The following is an 18,962-nucleotide window of genomic DNA, read 5'->3' as shown; positions in this document are numbered from 1 at the left end:
CCGAAGTTAACCGTTTCGTCACAGCCTGGCCGGGGCTACAACCAATGCCCTCGATCGGCCGGTCTAGGACAACGAGACAGCAGTACATAGGAAGGAGACAGACTCCGCATGGGGGACATACGCAGACGAGGTGCCGTCGTACTCGGCGTCACCGGACTCGTGGCGCCGCTCACGCTCGCCCTCACCGCCGCCCCGGCGCAGGCCGCGAGTTGCACCACACAGGCGGGGCCGTACCAGAAGCAGGTGGAGAAGTTCCTCGGCCGGCCGGTGGACGGCAAGCAGTCCGCCGCCGACTGCAAGGCGATCAAGGCTTTTCAGGACAGACACGGCATCACGCCCGACATCGGCTACGCCGGGCCCGTCACCTGGGGCGTGATGGACCTGATGAACAAACAGAAGGCCGTCGGCGACAAGCCGAACAAGGACGGCAAGTGCCCCACCAACAAGGGGCGCATCGCCTGCGTCAACCTCACGCTCCAGCTGAGCTGGATCCAGGACGGCAGCAAGCTGGTCTACGGCCCGGTGCCGGTCCGTACCGGCCGTAACGGGTACGAGACCCGGACCGGTCTGAAGAAGATCTACTGGCGTGACATCGACCACGTCTCGTCCGTCTACAACGTGCCGATGCCCTACAGCCAGTTCTTCGACGGCGGCCAGGCCTTCCACTCGGTGGGTCTCAGCATGTGGAACCCGCCGGGCTCGCACGGCTGCGTCAACATGACCACGACGGAAGCCAAGAAGTACTGGTCCCTGCTGAAGAACGGCGACGACGTCTACGTGTACGGCCGCAAGCCGGGAACCTGACGGCACCCGGCCCGGCCGCGCCCCGGCTCAGCTCTCCGGGGCGTCCCCGAAGTCCGGGATCTCCAGCCTGGCCCCGCCCTGCCGCGCGGACTCGTGCGCGATGATGCCCGGCAGGGTGTAGCGGGCGGCGACCCATGCGTTGACCGAGGGCAGGGCACGCGTGTTGACGGCTGTCACGAAGTCGTCGACCAGGAAGTGGTGGCTGCCCTCGTGCCCGTTGTGCAGCGCGTCGAACTCCCGCGGCAGCCGCGCCCGGTCGTGCACCGGCGCCGACCCGGAGGTGAACGCCGCCCGCAGCTCCGGCGCGATGTGCTGGAGTGAGGGATCGTCGGGCGACATGGTGGGCTTGGGCTCGAGGAGCTCGCTGATGTCCTTCACGCCCTTTTTGTCCTGCCACAGCGCGACCGTCGCCAGCTGCTCCATGCTGGCCTCGGTCCCGAAGAACCGGAAGCGCGATTCACGGATGTGGGACGGATAGCCCACCCGCCGGAACTCGTTCGTACGGAACGACCCGCCGCCCGCGACCTCGAACAGCGCGGTGGCGTTGGACACGTCGTTGCCGAACTGGCTGACGTGCTTGTCGAAGACGCCGTCGCCTCGGTCGTCCACCACCCCGATCGCCGACACGCTCACCGCGTGCGTCTGCCAGGCGCCGAGCACCCCGCCCACCGCGTGCGTCGGGTAGAGCAGCGGGGGATAGCTGGCGGTCGCCTTCCAGTTCTCACCGCCGCTGTAGCGGTACGCGTCGTAGAAGCCCAGGTCCATGTCGTGGACGTAGTCGCCCTCGGCGTAGAACAGCCGCCCGAAGGCACCCTCGGCTATCTGGTTGCGGGCGTGCACCGTCGCCGGGTTGTACTGGCTGGTCTCGCCCATCATGTACGTCAGGCCGGTCGCCTTGACCGCGTCGATGATCGCCGCGATCTCCTCGGTGGTGATCGCCATGGGGACCGCCGAGTACACGTGCTTGCCGGCGTTCAGTCCCGCGAGGACCAGCGGGCCGTGCGTCCAGCGCTGGGTGAAGATCGCGACCGCGTCGACGTCCGCCGACTCCAGCATCGCCTCGTACGACGGGAAGGTCCCCGCCAGTTTCTGGGCGGCGGCGAGCTGCTCCGCCCGCTCGGGCAGCAGATCGGTGACGTACACGTCACCGACGCCGGGATGGGCCTGGAACAGTGTGGCGAACTGGCCGGAGAACTGGCCGGCGCCGACGATGCCGATGGAGAAAGTCATGGTGGTTACTTTTGCTTCGGAAGAATCTAGTCGTCAAGGGGTGGAAGGAAGCAGGAAAGACATCAGGAGGGCGCTTCTGCGGCGCGCCGGGCGCACAGTAGGGTGGACGCGTTACTTCAGCTACGGAAGAAAAGGGATGCCGTGTCCGACTGGCTGCCGCTGAGCCCCGCGGAGCGTTCCGTGGCGATCGAGGTGCTCGTCCACGGACCGCTGTCGCGCACCGAGCTGGCCCACCGGCTGAACCTCTCCCAGGGCAGCCTCACCCGCCTCACCAAGCCGCTCATCGAGTCCGGACTGCTCGTCGAGGCTCCCTGGGCGGGCGCCCTCGCGGAGGCGCGCCAGGGCCGCCCCTCGCAGCCGCTGGACGTGGTCGCCGAGTCCCGCTCCTTTCTCGGCTTCAAGGTCACCGACGAGGCGGTGTACGGCGTTGTCACCACCCTCCGCAGCGACATCGTCGCCCGCCTCGACCGGCCCCTCACCAGCCACGAACCCGAGCAGGTCGCCGACCTGCTGGCCATGATGACCGCGGAGCTCGCCGCCGGGCATCCCGCCGTCGCGGGCATCGGCATCGGTGTCGGCGGGTTCGTGCGCGAGCACGCGGTGGTCGGCGAGTCGCCGTACCTGCGATGGCGTGATGTCCCGCTGGCCGCGTTGGTACGGCGGCGCACCGGCCTGCCGGTCGTGGTGGAGAACGACGTGGCCGCCCTGGTCGAGGCCGAGACCTGGTTCGGTGCCGGCCGGGGACTCGACCGCTTCGTCGTCCTGACCATCGGCGCCGGGATCGGCTACGGGCTGGTGCTCGGCGGTAGGCGGGTGCCGTACGCCGAGGAGGACCGGGGCTTCGGCCGTCACTGGATCATCGACCCGCAGGGCCCGCTCACCCCGCAGGGCGAACGCGGCAGCGCCGTGTCGCTGCTCACCATCCCCAGCATCCGCTACCAGATCCGGGCCGCCACCGGCCGTGACGCGTCGTACGAGGAGATCCTCGCCCGCGCCGCGGAGGGGGAGCCGATGACCGCACGGGTGATCGGCGAGGCCGGCCGGGCGCTGGGCACCCTGCTCGCGCAGATCTCCAACTTCGTCACGCCGCAGAAGATCCTGCTCGCCGGGGAAGGGGTCGGCCTGATGGAGGTGGCCGGGGACACGGTGCGGGACACCGTCCGCGCCCACCGCCATCCGCTCGCGGCGCCGATCCGGCTGGAGACCAAGGTCTCCGACTTCCACGACTGGGCGCGCGGCGCGGCCGTGCTGGCGATCCAGGTGCTGGTGCTCGGTGGGGACGGGGCCTGAACTGCTGTTTCCGCCCGGCTGTCCGCCGTCGCCCGGCATCGAACTCCCGTTTCCCCTTGACTCATTGACGTGATGAGTAACACGGTCCGATATGTCCGTATTGATGGTCCTTACTCACGGCGCCTTCACGTCGACCGGCATATGCTTCACACCATGTCCACCACTGTTGAAGCCGTCACCGAGCGATCGGCCGACGAGGTCAACGAGGAGATCCGGGCCCTGTGGCTCCGGTCGGGCGGGACACTGAGCACCGAGCAGCGCGAGGAATACCGGCGGCTCGTCCTCGAATGGGCGGCCGCGTCCCCGCACCAGCCGGACCAGGCGGCCTGACCGCCCGTCCCGGGCACCCGTCGGGACGGGTGCCCCTTCTCGTAGGCCCGTGGGTCCTTCGGTAGCCCCGGTCCCCGCCGTCAGCCCCAAGTAGCCGAGTAATAGCGCTGGTAAGCCTTACGGTCCTGCTCCGCGCGGAAGTAGCGGGTCGCGACCAGGGCGACCAGGCTGCCCCCGATCACCAGCAGGCCCGGGCCGACATTGCGGGTGTCCGTGAGCCGGGCGACCAGACCGGTGTCGCCCGCGGTGCCGACCGGCGCCGACGAACCCGGCGACGCCGCACTCGGCGCGATCGCACTGTGCGTGGCAGGCGTCGAGGGCGCCGGCGAGGCGCTCTGCCCCCCGGTCGCGTTCTGCGTCGACGCGATCAACTGCACGTTCAGCGCCGCCATCGCCCGCGTCACCGGCTGGAAGAACGTCACCCCGCCCGTGGTGCAGTCACCGCTGCCGCCCGAGGTCACGCCCAGTGCGATGCCCTCCGAGAACAACGGACCGCCGCTGTCGCCCGGTTCGGCGCACACGTTCGTCTGGACGAGCCCGGTGACCGTGCCCTCCGGATAGTTGACGGTCGCGTTCAGCGCGGTCACCGTGCCGTCGTGCAGCCCACTGGTGCTGCCGCTGCGGAACACCCGCTGCCCCACCGTCGGATCGGCCGCCCCCGTGATCCGCACGCCCTGGCCGTTGCCGATGGCGACCACGTCGGCGTTGTCACCGGCCTTCCCGTTCGCGTACTGGATCAGTGAGAAGTCGCTGCCCGGGAACTGTGTGTTGATCGTGGTGCCCAGCTGCTGGTCGCCCTGGTTGTCGTCGAACCAGACGGTGTTGGCTGGACCGCAGTGACCGGCGGTGAGGATGAAGTCGGTCTGCCCGTTGGTGACGTTGAACCCCGCCGAACAGCGGCCGCCCGTCGACAGGATCGGCTGCGCACCGTTGAGCCGGGTGGTGAACTTGCCCTCCGAGCGCTGCATCTGCACAAAACTGCCGATGCCCGCGGCGACCCGGCTCAGATCCGACCAGTCGGAGGCGGAGACCGTGCTGTCGGCCTCCACCATCACCCGGTTGGTCCGGTAGTCCACCGCCCACGCGGTGCCGGCCACACGAGGCGCCGCACGCAGCGTGGAGGTGGCCGCCTTCAGCTCGTTCATGCTGTGCGACACCATCTTGGCCTCGGCGCCCGCCTGCTTCACCATCGCCTCGGCCTGCTCGTCGGTGACCGCGACCACCGGCTTGCCGTCGGCGCCGATCCAACTGCCCGCCGTACGGGCCGTACCGAGCTTGGCCACCAGCGCGGCGCCGGTGTCACCGGCCTTGGCGGCGGAGCTGAACGGGACGGCGGACGCGCCGGGAGTCTCGCTCGCCATGGCCGTCGTGACCATCGCGCCTCCCAGAAGGAGTCCGCCGACCGCCGCCAGCTGTGTCCCCCGCCGGACGACCCGTCGTCGTGCGTGCCTCATCCATGGCTCCCGAAACCCCGAACGCGCGGTGTCGACACCGCGGGGCCCTCCGGTCGTCGAGCGCCCTGCTCTCCATACGGGGCCGGGCGCGGAGGCGTTCAGCACCACGGTGATCTTTGCGAACCCATGGCGGTACGACGTGGCCGTCCGGCGCGTTCCCGGGCACCCCGAGGCCGCCTATCTTGACCCCATGACCAGCATCCCGCAGGAGTACCCGGACGAACCGAACCCGCTGCGCGCCCTCACCCTCGACCGGCTGCGACGCCGCACCAGCATGAAATGGCGCACCTACCCGCAGGACGTGCTCCCGGTGTGGGTGGCGGAAATGGACGTGCCGCTCGCCGTGCCGGTCGTGCGCGCGGTCACGGACGCGCTGGAACTCGGGGACACCGGCTATCCCGCGGGCACCGGCTACGCCGAGGCACTCGCCGCGTTCGCCGCCAAACGCTGGGGCTGGCACGGGCTGGACGTGGCTCGTACCGCGATCGTCCCCGACGTCATGCTCGGCGTGGTCGAGATGCTGAGACTGGTCACCGGGCCCGGTGACCCGGTGATCGTCAACTCGCCCGTGTATCCGCCGTTCTACCAGTTCATCGAGCACATGGACCGGCGGGTGGTGGAGGCCCCGCTCGGCGCCGACGGGCGCATCGACCTTGGCATCCTTGAGGAGGCCTTCCGCGGGCACGGCGGCGGGCGGGCCGCCCATCTGCTGTGCAGCCCCCACAACCCGACCGGCACCGTCCACACCGCCGGGGAACTCACTGTTGTCACGGAACTCGCCGAGCGGTACGGCGTCCGGGTCGTCGCCGACGAGATCCACGCCCCGCTCACCGCCCCGGGCGTCGACTTCGTGCCGTATCTGAGCGTGCCGGGCGCCGAGCGCGGGCTGTCCCTGATGTCGGCGTCCAAGGCCTGGAACCTGGCGGGCCTCAAGGCCGCGCTCGCCGTCGCCGGACCCGGGGCCGCCGCCGACCTCGCCCGGATGCCGGAGGAGGTGAGCCACGGCCCGAGTCATGTCGGCGTCATCGCCCACACCGCGGCCCTGACCGACGGCACCGCCTGGCTGGACGCCCTGCTGGCCGGCCTCGACGAGAACCGGCGCCTGCTCGCCGAACTCCTCGACCGCCACCTGCCCGCGATCCGGTACCGGCCCGCCGAGGCCACGTACCTCGCCTGGCTGGACTGCCGCGCCCTCGGACTCGGCGACGACCCGGCCGAGGTCTTCCTGACGCGCGGCCGGGTCGCCGTCAACTCCGGTATCCCCTTCGGGACGGGCGGCGCCGGGCACGTACGGCTCAACCTGGCCACCTCGCCCGAGGTGATCACGGAGGCGGTACGGCGGATGGCGGTGGCACTGGCCTGAGGCGCCGCCCGGCGGCGCGCCTCCTACACTTCCGGCATGGACGACACCACCGGGACCGACCTCGACCGGCTCGGCGCCGGCAAGTACCTGCTCGTCACCAGCTACCGCAAGGACGGCACCCCCGTCCCCACCCCGGTCTGGGTGGTGCGGGACGGAGACACCCTCGGCGTCTGGACGGCCGCCGACGCCTGGAAGGTCAAGCGGATCCGCCGCCGCGCCGATGTCCGGGTCGCCCCCTGCGACCTGCGCGGACGCCCGACCGGCGACCCGGTCCCGGCCACCGCCGAGATCGCCGACGAGGCCACCACCGCCCGCTATCGCGACCTCATCGCCCGCAAGTACGGCATCACCGGCCGCCTCACCCTGCTCGGCAGCAGGCTGCGGCGCGGCCGCGAGGGCACCGTCGGCATCCGGGTGACCCTCGCGCCCTGAGGAGGCCGTGTCTCCCAGGGCGCGAGGAGCGCTGCGAGGCGGCCGGCAGCGTGAGGAGCGCTAAGAGGCGTCCAGCACGGTGCCGTTCAGCACCAGACCGTCCGGCAGCGGCTCACCGTCGTCGCCGGTCTGCCGGAAACTGACCGACTCGGCCGGCTCACCGACCCGGTCCTCGACGGTGGGCACGGTCACGTCGAGGCTCGTCTGCCCGGCCGGGATGTCCAGCCACAGGTAGAAGCCGTCCACCTTGGACAGCGGCCGCTCCGGGTCGGGTTCCGCGCCGGAGGACTCGGCCAGCCAGCGCGGGTCGACGTCCTTGGTGGACAGCTCCGGACCGCCGCCGGGCGGAACCGGGACGAACGACGCACCGATGTCCGTGTCCGCGGCCTCGGACAGCGAGATCCGCCATTTCAGCGCCGAGCCCTCCGTCACCTTGTCCGCGAGCGGGGTCACGGTGACCGTGGGCGCAGGGTCGTCGTTGCGCACGGTCAGCCCGCCCCGGTAGGAGCCGACGACCGCCCCGTGCACGGCCTTGACCAGTACGTCGTACGGCAGGTCGGCCCCGAAGCGGGTGTTGCCCCGCACCTCGACCGGTACGTCGACGGCGTGGCCGCCGGGCCACGCGGTGACCAGGCGGTCCTTCGCGGTGCCGGTCGCCGGGTCGATGACGTACACCCGTACCTGGCCGCTGCCCCGGCCTGACACCCGCACGGGGACGTGGTAGGTGCGTACGCCCGAGTCGCCCTCGTCGACCGTGAGACGGCCGACGTCGACGCGCGGGAGCGCGGCCGCCCGTACCGCCGGGGTGCCCGGCCGCCAGCCCCAGGCGTCCATCAGCCAGGCCTGTCCCGAAGCCGAACGCGCGGTCAGTTCGAGGGACTTGACCGAACGCAGATCGACGCCGGCCCGACGGGCGGCGGTCAGTGGCACGCGCAGTTCACGCGCCCAGTAGGACGCGGTGCGCTCGCTGCCGGGCAGCCCGTCGACCCGGATCCGGCCCAGCGTCGCCCTACGGCCGTGTGCGTCGGTGACGGCCACGTCGAGTTCGGTGCCCTTGGAGTTCGGGGGCACGAAGACCCGGAGCGCGAGCGCGTCGGCGTCCCGGAGGGAGAGCGGCCGCGCCACTTGTACGCGGGTCGCCGCTCCCGCGGCCGTCCAGCGCAGCGCGACCGCGTTTCGCCCTGCCTCCCGGGCCGTCTCCCACTGTGCGAAGTGCGGCGAGGCACCCTTGGCGCCCTCGCCCAGGCAGGCCGCCGCCGGGTCGGGATCGGCCGCGGCGCACAGCCGGCCACCGGTCACGGTCACCTTGCCGTCCGGCAGGAACCCGGCGCCACGGTTCGCGCCGACCGCGTGGCTCAGCACGCGTGCCGGATCTGCCGACGGCGCCCGCCGCCCCGAACCGTCCAGCAGTGGACGCACCTTGTCGTCACCCGCGACGAACAGCCGGGCCGCCGCCGCGATGTACGTCGAGCCCGCCCGGTGCTGCTGGTCGGCGGTCAACCGCGTCGCGGTCCCCTTGGAGCACACCGGGTCCCGCTGGTCCGGGTCGTCGTAGAAGTCGTCCTCCGCCGGGGCCTGCGCCTGCCCCGGCGTCCACTCGGTGTTGAAGAAGTTGTGGTTGGCGCCGATCACATAGACCGCGCTGTGCAGGGCCTTGCCGGCGCTGACCGCGCGGGTGCCGTCGACGTACACCTCGCCCTGGAGGTCGGAGACATCGCCGTCACAGCCCGGCAGGACGGTGAGCGAGGGCACGTCCGGCACCGGGTTCTGGCCGAAGACGGTCGGGCCGATCAGCACGGTGCCGCTGATGTGCCAGCGCACCTTGCCGTGGTAGCCGTCCTGGTCGGCCGGCGGTGGGTAGAGACTGTCCAGCGCGGCCCGGTTGACGCCCTCGCCGCCCCGCGAGTGGCCCATCAGCAGCACCCGCGACAGGTCGGCGCGGGGCGCCTGGCGCACGATCCTCGGCGCGCGCGCCGGGTGCTGTGCCCAGTCGGCCCAGTGCGCCAGGTGCAGCCGGATCAGCGACGAACGGGCCTGTGCGCCGCCGTCCTCGGCCTGCCAGTCCTGGCCGTTGATCCCGTTCGCCGAGATCGACACGGTCACATAGCCGTGAGAGGCCAGCAGCCGCTGGTCGCGCAGGTAGCCCCGGTGGCTGGGTATCGGGAGGGTCCCGGCCGGACAGGGCCAGGCGCCGGAGGCCTCCCCGTTGTCGCCGTGCGGGGCGTAACAGGTGGCGTGGCGGCCGTGCAGGAACAGCGCGAGCGGGCGCGGGCCGGAGACCCCGGTGGGCGCGACCACCACGGCGCGCATCTCGACGGGGACGGAGAACCCGGGCAGACGCACCGACTTGAGCTGGTACTCGCCGGTGGTCGTGCGGTAGCGGCCGGGCTTGCCCGGATCCACCGGCCCGGCGGGCAGCGGGGCCGGCGGCCGGGCGGCCGGGCTCGGCGCCGTGGCGGCGCCGGCCCGGGTGTCCAACCGCCGTCCGCCCGACCAGACCTGAAGGCCCTTCAGCTCACCGGCCCGGGCTCCTTCGAGGCCGAGCCGGAAGGTGTGGCCGTCCCGCTCCGGCTTCGGCACTCCCAACAGCCGCCCGTCCGAACGGAATTCAACCCGCGCGTCACCCATCGGCACCCGTCTGCCGGACCGCCACACCAGTTGGGGCGCCGAGCGCCCGTCGTCGATGCGCCAGCCCGGGGGCAGCTTCCCGCCGGACTCGGTGGCCGCTGGGGCCGGTCGGGCGTGTGCGGTGGTGCCGGACACCCCGCCCGCAAGCGCGAGCACCGCGGCCGCGGTGACCCATATGCGCCGGGTACGGACCAATGTTCCCTCCTCAGAAGGCGAGTGCGGGCACCCGGCTGTCCCGAGGAGCCCCTCGCGCCCCGGAGGACGAGGAGGAATGTCTGTGGGTTGCCTGTGAAGGAAGAGGGATCGGTTGCCTACGGGAGGGGCGGCACCTGTCGGGCTCGGGGGCGGCCCGTTCCGCGGAGGCCTCCGCCGGGACCGGAGGGCCGTGGTCCTGGACGGCGCCGCTGCTACTCGATGCCGGGCGGTACGACCGTGGCGTGGTGGTAGTACATCCGCCAGCCGCTCTCCTCGTCGCGCCTGCGCCAGAGGGAACTGTGCCGGGAGCGGCGGTCGCCGAGCCTCGCCTCGAAGGTCACATGCACCAGGCCCGGAGCCAGTACGACACCGCTCATACCGGAGGGTTCGTACACGGGGCCGTCCTTCGACGCGCCCGCCCTGTCCGGGAGTTCGGCGAGTAGCTGCTCGTACGTGTACCGCCGGCCGGACGCGCCGACCTCCACGAACTCCGGGTCGAGCAGCTCGCCCGCCCGTTCCCGTGAGGCGCGCACCTCGGGGTCCATGAGCCGCAGCTCGCCCGCGATCGCCGTCTCCACCTGGGCCGATTCATCGTCCATGGACGCATCCTCGCCCAGGTCACCGGCCTTTGCGCAACTGGTTTCGGACCGTCAGGTCCAGGCCCGGTAGGGTTCGTCGAGCAGTTGGAAGACCGGCTCGCCCCGCACCGGGTCCTTCGCCGTGGAGAGCCTGACCCGGTCGCCGCTGTGGATGCCGATCAGCGGGCCCATGACCCGACCCCGCACGACGAACCCCTCGGCCATCTCGATCAGGGACACATTGCGCGCGGCAGGCGTGTTGCGGTGCACCACCGTGGCGTGGCGGACCGTGCCGGTGCCCTCGCTGCGCTCCGTGCGCAACTCGCTGCCCTGGCAGACCGGACACAGCAGCCGGTGGTACATGGCGGTGCCGCACCAGGTGCAGCGCTGGAAGACGATGGCGTCCTTGTGGTGGTCCGCGGGTCGGTGGTCCGCGGGCGCGGGGTCGAGAACGCTCGTCGCGAATCCGACCGCCGACTGCGCGGCGCTCGCTGAGTGGTGGTACACGCTGGTCAACTCCCTGCGCTCGCCCGAAATCCGGAATCCCGCGTGCCCGGACCCGGCCGCGCACGCCTGTGCCCGGTTCGCCGTGCCACCGTGCACGTCGACAGGGTATGGCACTCAGTGTCAGGCGTAAAGGCACTGCGTACCCTAAAATTGCGTCGATCTGGGCCCCGCGTACCGGCGCGGTCAGGCCCGGCCGAACGCGGTCTCGATCTCCTGCACCACCCGCCACAGCGGGGCGTCCCGCCGGGAGACGAGCACCACCACGTCGTCCGGGTGCTCCACCGGGCCGCCGAACAGGGCGGCCGACGCCCCACCCGGAGCGGGCCCGGCGGCCTCGGTGCCGAACGCGGCCTGCACATACCCGAGGGCGTGGTCGACCGGCGCCGCCGCGTCGCCCTCGCCGTCCGAACGCAGCCAGGAACGCAGGGCGTTGTTGTGCGCCGCGACGACGGCCGCCGCGATCACGTCCGCCCGCAGCGTCCCGTCCGGGCGGCCGGCGTACCGGCCCCGCAGATACTCGGCCAGCGCACGCTCGTAGCGCCACACCACCGACAGTTCGTACGCGCGCAGCCCCGGAACCTTCTTGGTCAGCCGGTAGCGCTGCACCGAGAACGTGGGGTTCTCCGCGTACATCCGCAGCACCAGCCGCGCCGCGTCGCACACCCGCCGCACCGGCTCGCACTCCGGGTCGCTCGCCGCCAGGAAGGCGGTCATGTCGGCCAGGCAGCCCTCGTGGTCGGGGAAGACCACGTCCTCCTTGGACGGGAAGTAACGGAAGAACGAGCGCCGCCCGACCCCGGCCAGGGCGACGATGTCGTCGACGGTCGTCTGCTCGTAGCCGCGCTCCAGGAAGAGCCGGAAGGCCGCCGCCACCAGGGCGTCCCGCATGGGCGGCTTCGCGGGCGGCGCCGTGCTGCTGGAGCTCATGGACGCGAACGTAGCATTCCGTCGGCCTCATGGCACTCAGTGCACGTCGCACGGGGAACTGAGTGCAGTGCTCTTCTGTCTCTTCCGCTCGGGCTGAACCGGTGGACCGGTCCTGCCGTATGTGTTCTCGGGGATCGCGGACACCCGTGCGTACGGGACGTAGAAGGAGAGCAGTGTGTCGACACCGCCCGACCCTGAGCAGCCGCACCGCGGGCCGATCCTGGAACCGATCCGGGTCCTGCGCCCCCGCCGACTCGACGCTCTCGCGGAGCTGATGCGCGAGATCCGGGAGGAGGCGGAGGCCGGCGAGCAGGGGAGGGAGACCGGGAAGCAGCCGGGCCCGGCGGCCTTCGAGGCCTTCGACCAGGACCGGTGGTCCGATGCCGGCACCGAGGACGAGACCCAGGAACTGCCGCCCGTCACCGACGGCCCGCGCACCGCGCAGGGCGGCCACGGGGCACGCCCGTCCCGCGCGTTGGGCTTCGGCCCGGGACTGCGCCCGGCCGCCGCCGTGGTGGCCGTCGGCGCGGCCGCCCTGGTCGGCTTCGGCTGCGCCCTCTTGCTGCCCGGCCGTGAGGGCACCGCCGCGGCCGCCCAGCCCGCCCCGTCCGCCACCACCGCACCGGCCACCACCGCACCGGCCACCACCCCACCGGCCTCGGACACCTCCACCGACCCCGACGGGGCCGGCACCCTCCGCCAGGGCGACACCGGCCCCGAGGTCGTCGACCTGGAGCAGCGCCTCCTGCGCATCCCGGACGTCTACCGTGACGGCTCCACCGGCGGAACGTACGACGCCGCCCTCACCGCGGCCGTGGAACGCTTCCAGATCTGGTACGGCATCAGCGGCGACGAGCGCGGCGTCTACGGCGACGACACCCGCCGCGCCCTGGAGTCGCGCACCAGCCCGACGGACGGCTGAGCGGCGACGAACGGCCCGATGAGCGGTACCGCCGGCCGCTCAGACGAGCACTTTCGAACGCCGGGCAATGGATCAGGAAAACGCCGGGAACATGTGAGGAGCGGGCGTCACCATGGGCAGCCACCCGGCGGCCCCGTGCTGCCGCGCTCCCTCCGTACGACCCGGAAGGCCATGCCGATGAACGGCTCCCGCATCCCGGGCCTGCTGGTGCCCGCCGTGTTCCTGCTGGCCCTGGTGGCGGGCCTGTTCTGGTACTGGCGGCACCGCGACGACGACTGACCGCTCCGGCTACTCCTCCTCCGCCACCGGCACCCGGATGTCCAGCACGCACACGTCGTCTCGGCGTTCGCCCTCCAGCATCGCGGCGAGCAGCGCCTCCAGTGACCCGGGCTCGGCGGTGCGGACGGCTTCCGCCAGGCGGGTCAGGCCCATGTCGATGTCCTCGCCGGGCCGCTCCACCAGTCCGTCGGTGTACAGCAGCAGCCGGTCGCCGGGCTCCAGCCGGAACTCGGCGGACTCGTAGACCGGGTCCGCCGAAGCCCCGAGCAGCATGCCGTCGGGGCGGTCGAGCCGGTGGACCTCGCCCGCGCGCACCAGCAGGGGCGGCAGGTGACCCGCCTGGGCCCAGACGAGACGGTGCTCGGCGGGCTGATAGCGGGCGAGGATCAGGGTCGCGGTGGACTGGCTGTCGCGCGAGTGCAGGAGCAGGAAGTTCAGCCGGGCGAGCGCACCGGTCAGCGAGGAGCCGGTGCTCACCATGCCCTTGGCGGTGAACCGGAGCTGGGCCATCGTCGCGACGGCGTCGACGCCGTGGCCGGCCACGTCGCCGACGACGAACAGCGCGGAGTCGTCGGGAAGTTGGATGGCGCTGAACCAGTCGCCGCCGACATGCACGTCCGCCTGCGCGGGCAGATAGGCGACCTCGACGCGCAGCCCGCACAGCCGCACCGGTCCGCTGGGCAGCGGGAGCAGCGCGTGCTGGAGCCGGGCGGCCAGCGCGCGCTCGGCCTCCAGGACGCCGCGCTGCATCAGGATCGCGCGCTCGCTGTCCACCAGGGCGAGTTCGGCGCTGCGCTGCGCGGTGAGGTCCTGGACGAAGCCGTGCACCTCGACGACCATGCCGTCCGCGGCGGTCACCCCCTCCGCGACGGCCCGCAGATGCCGTACGCCGTTCCCGGTCCTGATCCGGAACGGGACGTCGAACGATCCGCCGGTGCGGGCGAGTTCGGAGACGGCGCGGGCCAGCGCGTGGGCATCCTCGGGGAGGACCAGGTCCGGCAGCAGGTCCAGGGCGACCGCTCCGCGTCCCGGGTCCCGGCCCAGGATGGTGTACACCTGGGACGACCAGGTGATCTGATGGGTTATCAGGTTCCAGTTCGCCCAGCCGAGGTTGCCCAGCCGCTGCATGTCCGCCAGACGCTGTTCCTGCCGCGCCTCCATGTCGTGCTGGTGCCAGGTCACCAGCAGCCCGTCGCCGAGCCGCGTGGCCCGCACCGAGTAGACCGCCGTCACGGTCGTCCCCGCGACGACCTCCTCGTGCACGAACGGCTCACCCTCGTACGGCTCCCCGTCGAGCGCCTTCAGATACCCCTGCCACAGCGGCTCGCCGGCGACCGAGGGGTAGCTCTCCAGGATGTGCGAGCCCACCAGCGCGCGGCCGGTACGGCCGAGGATGTCGACGGCTTTCGGGGTGGCCGCGTCGATGCGGTAGTCCTCCACCTCCCCGATGGCGGTGCGCAGCGGGGTCAGCAGGACCGCCGCTCCCGGCAGCGCGTCCAGCACCCTCTGCACCGTCCGGGAGAAGCCCGAGGCCAGCGGTTCGGCCGGCGATCCGAGGGCGGTGAGCCGGCCTGCGCACAGCCGGGCGACGGCCCGCAGCAGCTCGCGGTCCGCGGGCCCGAAGACCGCGTCCGGCCGGCGCAGCACACCCAGGGTCACGCCGGTGGTGTCCCCGGTCGTCACCGGCAGCCAGGCCCGGGACAGCCAGCGCCCGTGCCGCTCGTCGATCAGCTGGTACTCCTGCCGGTCCTGGGCGAAGTGCTCCAGCCAGAGGGGCTCACCGGACCTGAGCGTCTCCAGCGGGGCGATCCCGCGCAGCGGCGGCAGCCGGTGCCACTGGGCGGCAAGCGTCGCGTCGACGCCGGCGTACCCCATGAGTTCGAGTCCCTGGCCGGGCAGCCGCCGGTACAGCAGCACCGCGTCGGCGCCGACCCCGGGGGCCAGGTGGTCGAGCAGCGAGTCGGCCAGCTCCTGTGGGGAGTCGACGTACACCAGGGCCTTGCCGAGGCGGCTGAGCGTCTCTGCGGTGCCGAGCCCGGCGAGCGACTTCCGTGGGGCTTCCGGGGCGGGGAGTTCGGTGAGGGTGTCGGCGGCCGGGGGCACGGTCGGCGTCAGGGCGCCGAGGGTGAGCCAGCACTCCTCGAGCAGCGTGCGGCTACCGGCAACGGCCCGCTGCTGAAGCGCCTCGTGCGCGGCGTCGGGGGAGCAGCCCGTGGTGGCCATCAGCGCGCCCTTGGCCCGCTCCACCACGGTGGAGGTCGCCACCTGGTCCCGCAGCCGGTCCAGCTCGGCGCGCTGCCGGGACACGACCTTGGCCAGAGCCGCCAGCTCGGTGGCGGTACCGGTTCCGACCGGCGGCGCTTGCTCGCTCGTCACGGATCGAGCATGTCACAGGAAGAAGCTTACGATCGCACCGTGCCGGATCGGTGAAGGATCGGGGTATCCGGGAACCGGGCCGGTCAACGGCCGGTACTGTGCCCGACGAGCGCCTCGGTGACCACGCGGACACTGCGGGCGATGTGCTGGAGCTGGAGGACCTCCGCCGCGTACAGCTTGATCGTGTGCTCGATGACCGACTCCGGCAGTCCCAGCAGAGGCAGTTCGGCCCGCGCGGTCTGCAGCGCGGTGCGCGCCACCCGGATCTCGTGCTGGACCTGGATCTGCGCGTGCCGGGCGAGCAGCACGGGGTGACGGATCAGCGCCGGGTAGCTGGCGTAGCGGGCCGGCACCAGCTCACGCAGCCACTTGGTGGCGGAGCGCTCCCAGTCGTAACTGCCCGGCGCCTTGACCTGGCAGGGCCAGTCGGGACTGATACGGGTGGTCGTCGTCAGGGTCATGATCATCGCTTCCGGTGCGGCGTCGGGAAGGGTGGTCGACGGATGTCTGGGCGGCTCCGGCCTAGGGGATGGCCGGAGCCGCCGCGGGCGAATCGCGCAGGCGATGCCCGTTCGAACACCCCCGGCGCCGACGCGGGTAGGAGACGGCGGCAGGGGGCGTCCGTGCAGGGACCCCGGGCGTCGGCCGCCGGCGCTGCGGGTGGTGCTGCGTGCGCATGGGCGGTCCGTCGGCTTTCTCGGGGCGGGTGCGAGCGGTGCGTCCTCGGTGCGGAACGTGCCCGGAGTGGGCCGGGGTGATCCGTGAGCAGTATTTATATATGCCGTCCTGTTTGCAAGACGTATGAAAACATTCATGCGCGAATTGCGGTGAATGGTCCGCCTACGGGTTCCTGCGACGGGGAAGGGGGAGGGACGGCCGGACCTCGGGCCCCGGGCTCAGTCCTTGAGGAAGAACTGGTGCTGCTCGGCGACGTGCTCGTACTCCTCCAGGCGCGCCTGGGTGCGCTCGGGGTCGGCGTCGGTCATGGCCTGGAGCAGCGCGGCGGCCATCAGGCCGGGCGCCGCGTAGGTGTCGAAGACCAGGCGGGACCCGATGCCGGTGCTGAAGGTGACGTCAGCCTCGTCGGCGAGCGCGCCGAGCGCGAGGTCGGTCACCAGGGCGACCCGCAGACCGGCGGTGCGCGCCACCCGGATCGCGGTCAGTGTCTCCTGCGCGTGCCGCGGCATACCGAACGCCAGCACCCAGGTGCCGCCGGCCTCGCGCGACTGCAGCAGCGCGTCGTAGGCCACGCTGCCGCCCCGGGTCACCAGCCGTACGTCGGGATGGATACGGCGAGCGGCGTAGGCGAAGTACTCCGCCAGCGAGACGGAGATACGCAGGCCGAGTACGGTCAGCGGGGCCGACTGGGACAGCTCACGGCCGATCCAGATCACCCGGTCCGGATCGGCGAAGTCCCGGCGCAGGTTCTCCAGGTTCTCGATCTCGGCGTCGACGGCCGCCTGGAGCTCGTTGCTGCGGTGCTCGGTGGCGGCACCCGTGCCGCCCGCCAGGGTGCGCAGCGCGATCGACTGGAGCCGCTCGCGAAGCGCGGGGTAGCCGCTGAAGCCGACCGCCCCCGCGAACCGGGTCACCGACGGCTGGCTGACCCCGACCCGCTCGGCGAGGTCGGTGATCGACAGAAAGGCCGCCTCGGTGATGTGGTCGATCAGGTACTGGGCGATGCGCCGCTGGCCGGGGGAGAGCCGGGGACCGTCGAAGAGCTCGCGGAGCTGGGAGGTGGGTGCGGCCTCCGCCTCCGGCACGGTCTTGCCCGAGGTGATCGCGGATGCCTGAGCGCGAGCCTGCTGCGGCGATGGCACCGAAGCGCCTCCTTTGTCTCCCACGAGGACTCAACATAGCTCACGGCCTGTGGTGACCAGGGGTTGTGCGCAGCGCCGGACCGCCCCGGGAGCCGAGGACAGAGCTTGCGCATCCGTCCCGGGGTCCCGGTGCTCAGCGCCGGTAGATGGTGATCGAATGACCGACGTCATCGATCGGACGGCTGCTGTGGATCAGTTCGGCCAGTCCGCCGCGGGCCTTGGCGACCCACGAGTCCGAGACGACCAGCAGCCCGTGCACCGTGCCGAGCGGCACCTTGCGGGGGTCGGCGGCATGGATGCCGTAGTACGACGGAACGCCACTTCCCTTGTAGACCAGCCAGATCCGCTCGCCCGGGTAGCGTTCCCTCAGCCGGTCGGCGAGCCGGCCCAGGTCCTGGCCCCAGTCCACGTTGGAGTCGTGCAACCGCAGATGCGTCTTCGCCGGGCCGCCGAACGCCTCGTTGGAGTACGGCAGATAGAACGGGAACGTCCGCAGCGAACTCACCGCGACGAACAGCACCAGCGCCCCGCTCACCGGCCGCGACCACCGCCACCGCAGCGCGAGCACCGAAGCCCCGCCCACCGCCAGGAACATCGGCACGAACACCGCGTACCGCGTCCCGAAGTCCCGCGACCCGGTCATCGCCGAGGCCAGCAGCACGGCCGGCGGCAGCAGTACATACGGCGCGGCCGGCCGCAGTCGGCGTACCGACGTCATCGCCACGGCGCCGGCCGCCCACAGCGCGAGCATGCCGAGCGGGGTCTTCACCAGCAGGGCGGCCGGCAGGTAGTACCAGCGGGAGCCGGTGTACAGATGCCCGAACAGAAAGCCCTGCCAGGGCAGGTCCTCGAAGGCGAACTGCACCCGCATGCCGTCCCGGTAGGCGCGCGGGAAGGGCATCAGGCCGGCCATCAGCCCGCGCAGCCCGTGGACGGCGGGCACGGGTTCGGCGGGCACGAAGCGCAGCCGCGGATCGACCGCGAGATACGAGAGCCAGACGACGGCGACGGCCGTCACCGCCATCACGGCTGCCGCGGCGAGCACGCGCCGCAGTCTCTGCGGGCGGTCGTGCCACACCGTGACCACCGCCAGTGCCATCAGCACCGGGATCGCGGGCAGCGCGCTCATCTTCGTCGCGACCGAGGCGCCCAGGGCGACCCCCGCGAGCGGGAGGTACAGCCGGGGGCGGCGGCGGGCCCGCCACACCAGCCAGGCCGATGTCAGGACGAACCCGGCCGCCGGGACGTCCAGCGTGGCCAGCGAGCCGTGCGCGATCACGTCGGGGGAGAAGGAGTACAGGGCGAGCGCCAGGAGCCCTGCGGCCGCACCGAGGATCTCGCGGGCGAAGGCGAGGACGACCAGACCGAACAGCAGTGTCAGGGCGATCATCGGCAGCCGGGCCCATAGCATCAGCCGCCAGGGGTCGTTGCCCGACGCGTACAGCAGATGCCGGCCCACCTGGCCCTGGCTGCCCTGGTACGACGGGTCGTAGTGCGGATCGGCGACCGCGATGCCGGCCATGACGACCAGCTTGCCGAGCGGCGGGTGCTCGGGGTTGTAGCGCAGCCGGTGTTCGTGCAGATAGTCGGTGGCCGTGGCGACGTACACCGGCTCGTCGACGGTGGGAGTCTGCTGGACGGCGGTGGTCACCATCGCCACCGCCATCTGGGCCAGCAGCAGCGTCGCCAGGAGCGGCACCAGCCACCGGCGGCGGGCGCGCAGGGCGGCCCGCAGCCGGGCCGTGGGGGCGGGTCCGGGGTCGTCGAGGTCGCCGGGATCGAGGACCGACTGCTGTTCGCTTGCCATCATCCGCCCCGCGGGGACAC

The 18,962-nt window shown here is 72.1% G+C and carries 17 protein-coding genes; 7 read left to right on the top strand and 10 right to left on the bottom strand.

Features of this window, described 5'->3' with window-relative positions:
• The first annotated feature begins 108 nt into the window (after positions 1–108).
• Complete coding sequence (locus ACZ7OO_RS05335; RefSeq protein WP_471501701.1) at positions 109–804, top strand: L,D-transpeptidase family protein; 696 nt, start codon at positions 109–111, stop codon at positions 802–804.
• A gap of 27 nt (positions 805–831) precedes the next feature.
• Here ACZ7OO_RS05335 and ACZ7OO_RS05330 read toward each other — a convergent pair whose 3' ends face one another.
• The gene (locus ACZ7OO_RS05330; RefSeq protein WP_471501699.1) at positions 832–2,034 is read right to left on the bottom strand and encodes a Gfo/Idh/MocA family protein; all 1,203 of its coding nucleotides are present in this window, start codon (positions 2,032–2,034) and stop codon (positions 832–834) included.
• A 141-nt stretch (positions 2,035–2,175) separates the two neighbouring features.
• Between ACZ7OO_RS05330 and ACZ7OO_RS05325 the strand changes: the two genes are divergently transcribed.
• Both ACZ7OO_RS05325 and ACZ7OO_RS05320 read left to right on the top strand, forming a co-directional pair.
• Positions 2,176–3,324, top strand: coding sequence for an ROK family protein (locus ACZ7OO_RS05325; RefSeq protein ID WP_471501697.1), 1,149 nt, complete (start codon positions 2,176–2,178; stop codon positions 3,322–3,324).
• A 141-nt stretch (positions 3,325–3,465) separates the two neighbouring features.
• The gene (locus ACZ7OO_RS05320; RefSeq protein WP_352219089.1) at positions 3,466–3,654 is read left to right on the top strand and encodes a hypothetical protein; all 189 of its coding nucleotides are present in this window, start codon (positions 3,466–3,468) and stop codon (positions 3,652–3,654) included.
• 80 nt (positions 3,655–3,734) lie between these two features.
• Here ACZ7OO_RS05320 and ACZ7OO_RS05315 read toward each other — a convergent pair whose 3' ends face one another.
• Positions 3,735–5,108, bottom strand: a complete 1,374-nt coding sequence (locus ACZ7OO_RS05315; RefSeq protein WP_471501695.1) for a S1 family peptidase — start codon at positions 5,106–5,108, stop codon at positions 3,735–3,737.
• Positions 5,109–5,298: 190 nt separating this feature from the next.
• Between ACZ7OO_RS05315 and ACZ7OO_RS05310 the strand changes: the two genes are divergently transcribed.
• Positions 5,299–6,471: a MalY/PatB family protein gene (locus ACZ7OO_RS05310; protein WP_471501693.1), complete on the top strand. Its 1,173-nt coding sequence runs from the start codon at positions 5,299–5,301 to the stop codon at positions 6,469–6,471.
• A 36-nt stretch (positions 6,472–6,507) separates the two neighbouring features.
• Positions 6,508–6,903: a PPOX class F420-dependent oxidoreductase gene (locus tag ACZ7OO_RS05305; RefSeq protein ID WP_471501691.1), complete on the top strand. Its 396-nt coding sequence runs from the start codon at positions 6,508–6,510 to the stop codon at positions 6,901–6,903.
• A gap of 60 nt (positions 6,904–6,963) precedes the next feature.
• Here ACZ7OO_RS05305 and ACZ7OO_RS05300 read toward each other — a convergent pair whose 3' ends face one another.
• The 4 genes from ACZ7OO_RS05300 to ACZ7OO_RS05285 all read right to left on the bottom strand — a co-directional run bounded on the left by ACZ7OO_RS05300 (position 6,964) and on the right by ACZ7OO_RS05285 (position 11,738).
• Positions 6,964–9,726, bottom strand: a complete 2,763-nt coding sequence (locus ACZ7OO_RS05300; protein ID WP_471501689.1) for an alpha/beta hydrolase — start codon at positions 9,724–9,726, stop codon at positions 6,964–6,966.
• 212 nt (positions 9,727–9,938) lie between these two features.
• Complete coding sequence (locus ACZ7OO_RS05295; RefSeq protein WP_471501687.1) at positions 9,939–10,325, bottom strand: nuclear transport factor 2 family protein; 387 nt, start codon at positions 10,323–10,325, stop codon at positions 9,939–9,941.
• Between the two features lie 51 nt (positions 10,326–10,376).
• Positions 10,377–10,811 carry a Zn-ribbon domain-containing OB-fold protein gene (locus tag ACZ7OO_RS05290; protein ID WP_352219218.1) on the bottom strand — a complete coding sequence of 145 codons (435 nt, stop codon included), beginning with the start codon at positions 10,809–10,811 and terminating at the stop codon, positions 10,377–10,379.
• A gap of 183 nt (positions 10,812–10,994) precedes the next feature.
• Positions 10,995–11,738: a TetR family transcriptional regulator gene (locus tag ACZ7OO_RS05285; protein WP_471501685.1), complete on the bottom strand. Its 744-nt coding sequence runs from the start codon at positions 11,736–11,738 to the stop codon at positions 10,995–10,997.
• 175 nt (positions 11,739–11,913) lie between these two features.
• Between ACZ7OO_RS05285 and ACZ7OO_RS05280 the strand changes: the two genes are divergently transcribed.
• Together ACZ7OO_RS05280 and ACZ7OO_RS05275 are read left to right on the top strand one after the other, a co-directional pair.
• A complete protein-coding gene (locus ACZ7OO_RS05280; protein WP_471501683.1) occupies positions 11,914–12,660 on the top strand; it encodes a peptidoglycan-binding protein in 747 nt (248 codons plus the stop codon).
• Between the two features lie 135 nt (positions 12,661–12,795).
• Positions 12,796–12,939, top strand: a complete 144-nt coding sequence (locus tag ACZ7OO_RS05275) for a hypothetical protein (RefSeq protein WP_471501681.1) — start codon at positions 12,796–12,798, stop codon at positions 12,937–12,939.
• A 9-nt stretch (positions 12,940–12,948) separates the two neighbouring features.
• Here ACZ7OO_RS05275 and ACZ7OO_RS05270 read toward each other — a convergent pair whose 3' ends face one another.
• The 4 genes from ACZ7OO_RS05270 to ACZ7OO_RS05255 form a co-directional block, all read right to left on the bottom strand.
• A complete protein-coding gene (locus tag ACZ7OO_RS05270; protein WP_471501679.1) occupies positions 12,949–15,315 on the bottom strand; it encodes a SpoIIE family protein phosphatase in 2,367 nt (788 codons plus the stop codon).
• A gap of 83 nt (positions 15,316–15,398) precedes the next feature.
• The gene (locus ACZ7OO_RS05265) at positions 15,399–15,782 is read right to left on the bottom strand and encodes a hypothetical protein (RefSeq protein WP_471501677.1); all 384 of its coding nucleotides are present in this window, start codon (positions 15,780–15,782) and stop codon (positions 15,399–15,401) included.
• A gap of 429 nt (positions 15,783–16,211) precedes the next feature.
• Positions 16,212–17,135 (bottom strand): MurR/RpiR family transcriptional regulator, encoded by a 924-nt coding sequence (locus ACZ7OO_RS05260; RefSeq protein ID WP_352219080.1) that lies wholly within the window; start codon positions 17,133–17,135, stop codon positions 16,212–16,214.
• A 133-nt stretch (positions 17,136–17,268) separates the two neighbouring features.
• Positions 17,269–18,945 carry an ArnT family glycosyltransferase gene (locus ACZ7OO_RS05255; protein ID WP_471501675.1) on the bottom strand — a complete coding sequence of 559 codons (1,677 nt, stop codon included), beginning with the start codon at positions 18,943–18,945 and terminating at the stop codon, positions 17,269–17,271.
• Positions 18,946–18,962 lie beyond the last annotated feature (17 nt).

Source organism: Streptomyces sp. NPDC111744, assembly GCF_055634995.1.
This window is presented reverse-complemented; position numbering and strand designations above follow the sequence as displayed.

Excerpts from the sequence above, each read along its gene's own strand:
- ACZ7OO_RS05255 (WP_471501675.1), bottom strand. The coding sequence starts at position 18,945 with ATGATGGCAAGCGAACAGCAGTCGGTCCTCGATCCCGGCGACCTCGAC.
- ACZ7OO_RS05320 (WP_352219089.1), top strand. The coding sequence starts at position 3,466 with ATGCTTCACACCATGTCCACCACTGTTGAAGCCGTCACCGAGCGATCG.
- ACZ7OO_RS05315 (WP_471501695.1), bottom strand. The coding sequence starts at position 5,108 with ATGAGGCACGCACGACGACGGGTCGTCCGGCGGGGGACACAGCTGGCG.
- ACZ7OO_RS05265 (WP_471501677.1), bottom strand. The coding sequence starts at position 15,782 with ATGATCATGACCCTGACGACGACCACCCGTATCAGTCCCGACTGGCCC.
- ACZ7OO_RS05285 (WP_471501685.1), bottom strand. The coding sequence starts at position 11,738 with ATGAGCTCCAGCAGCACGGCGCCGCCCGCGAAGCCGCCCATGCGGGAC.
- ACZ7OO_RS05305 (WP_471501691.1), top strand. The coding sequence starts at position 6,508 with ATGGACGACACCACCGGGACCGACCTCGACCGGCTCGGCGCCGGCAAG.
- ACZ7OO_RS05330 (WP_471501699.1), bottom strand. The coding sequence starts at position 2,034 with ATGACTTTCTCCATCGGCATCGTCGGCGCCGGCCAGTTCTCCGGCCAG.
- ACZ7OO_RS05310 (WP_471501693.1), top strand. The coding sequence starts at position 5,299 with ATGACCAGCATCCCGCAGGAGTACCCGGACGAACCGAACCCGCTGCGC.
- ACZ7OO_RS05335 (WP_471501701.1), top strand. The coding sequence starts at position 109 with ATGGGGGACATACGCAGACGAGGTGCCGTCGTACTCGGCGTCACCGGA.
- ACZ7OO_RS05295 (WP_471501687.1), bottom strand. The coding sequence starts at position 10,325 with ATGGACGATGAATCGGCCCAGGTGGAGACGGCGATCGCGGGCGAGCTG.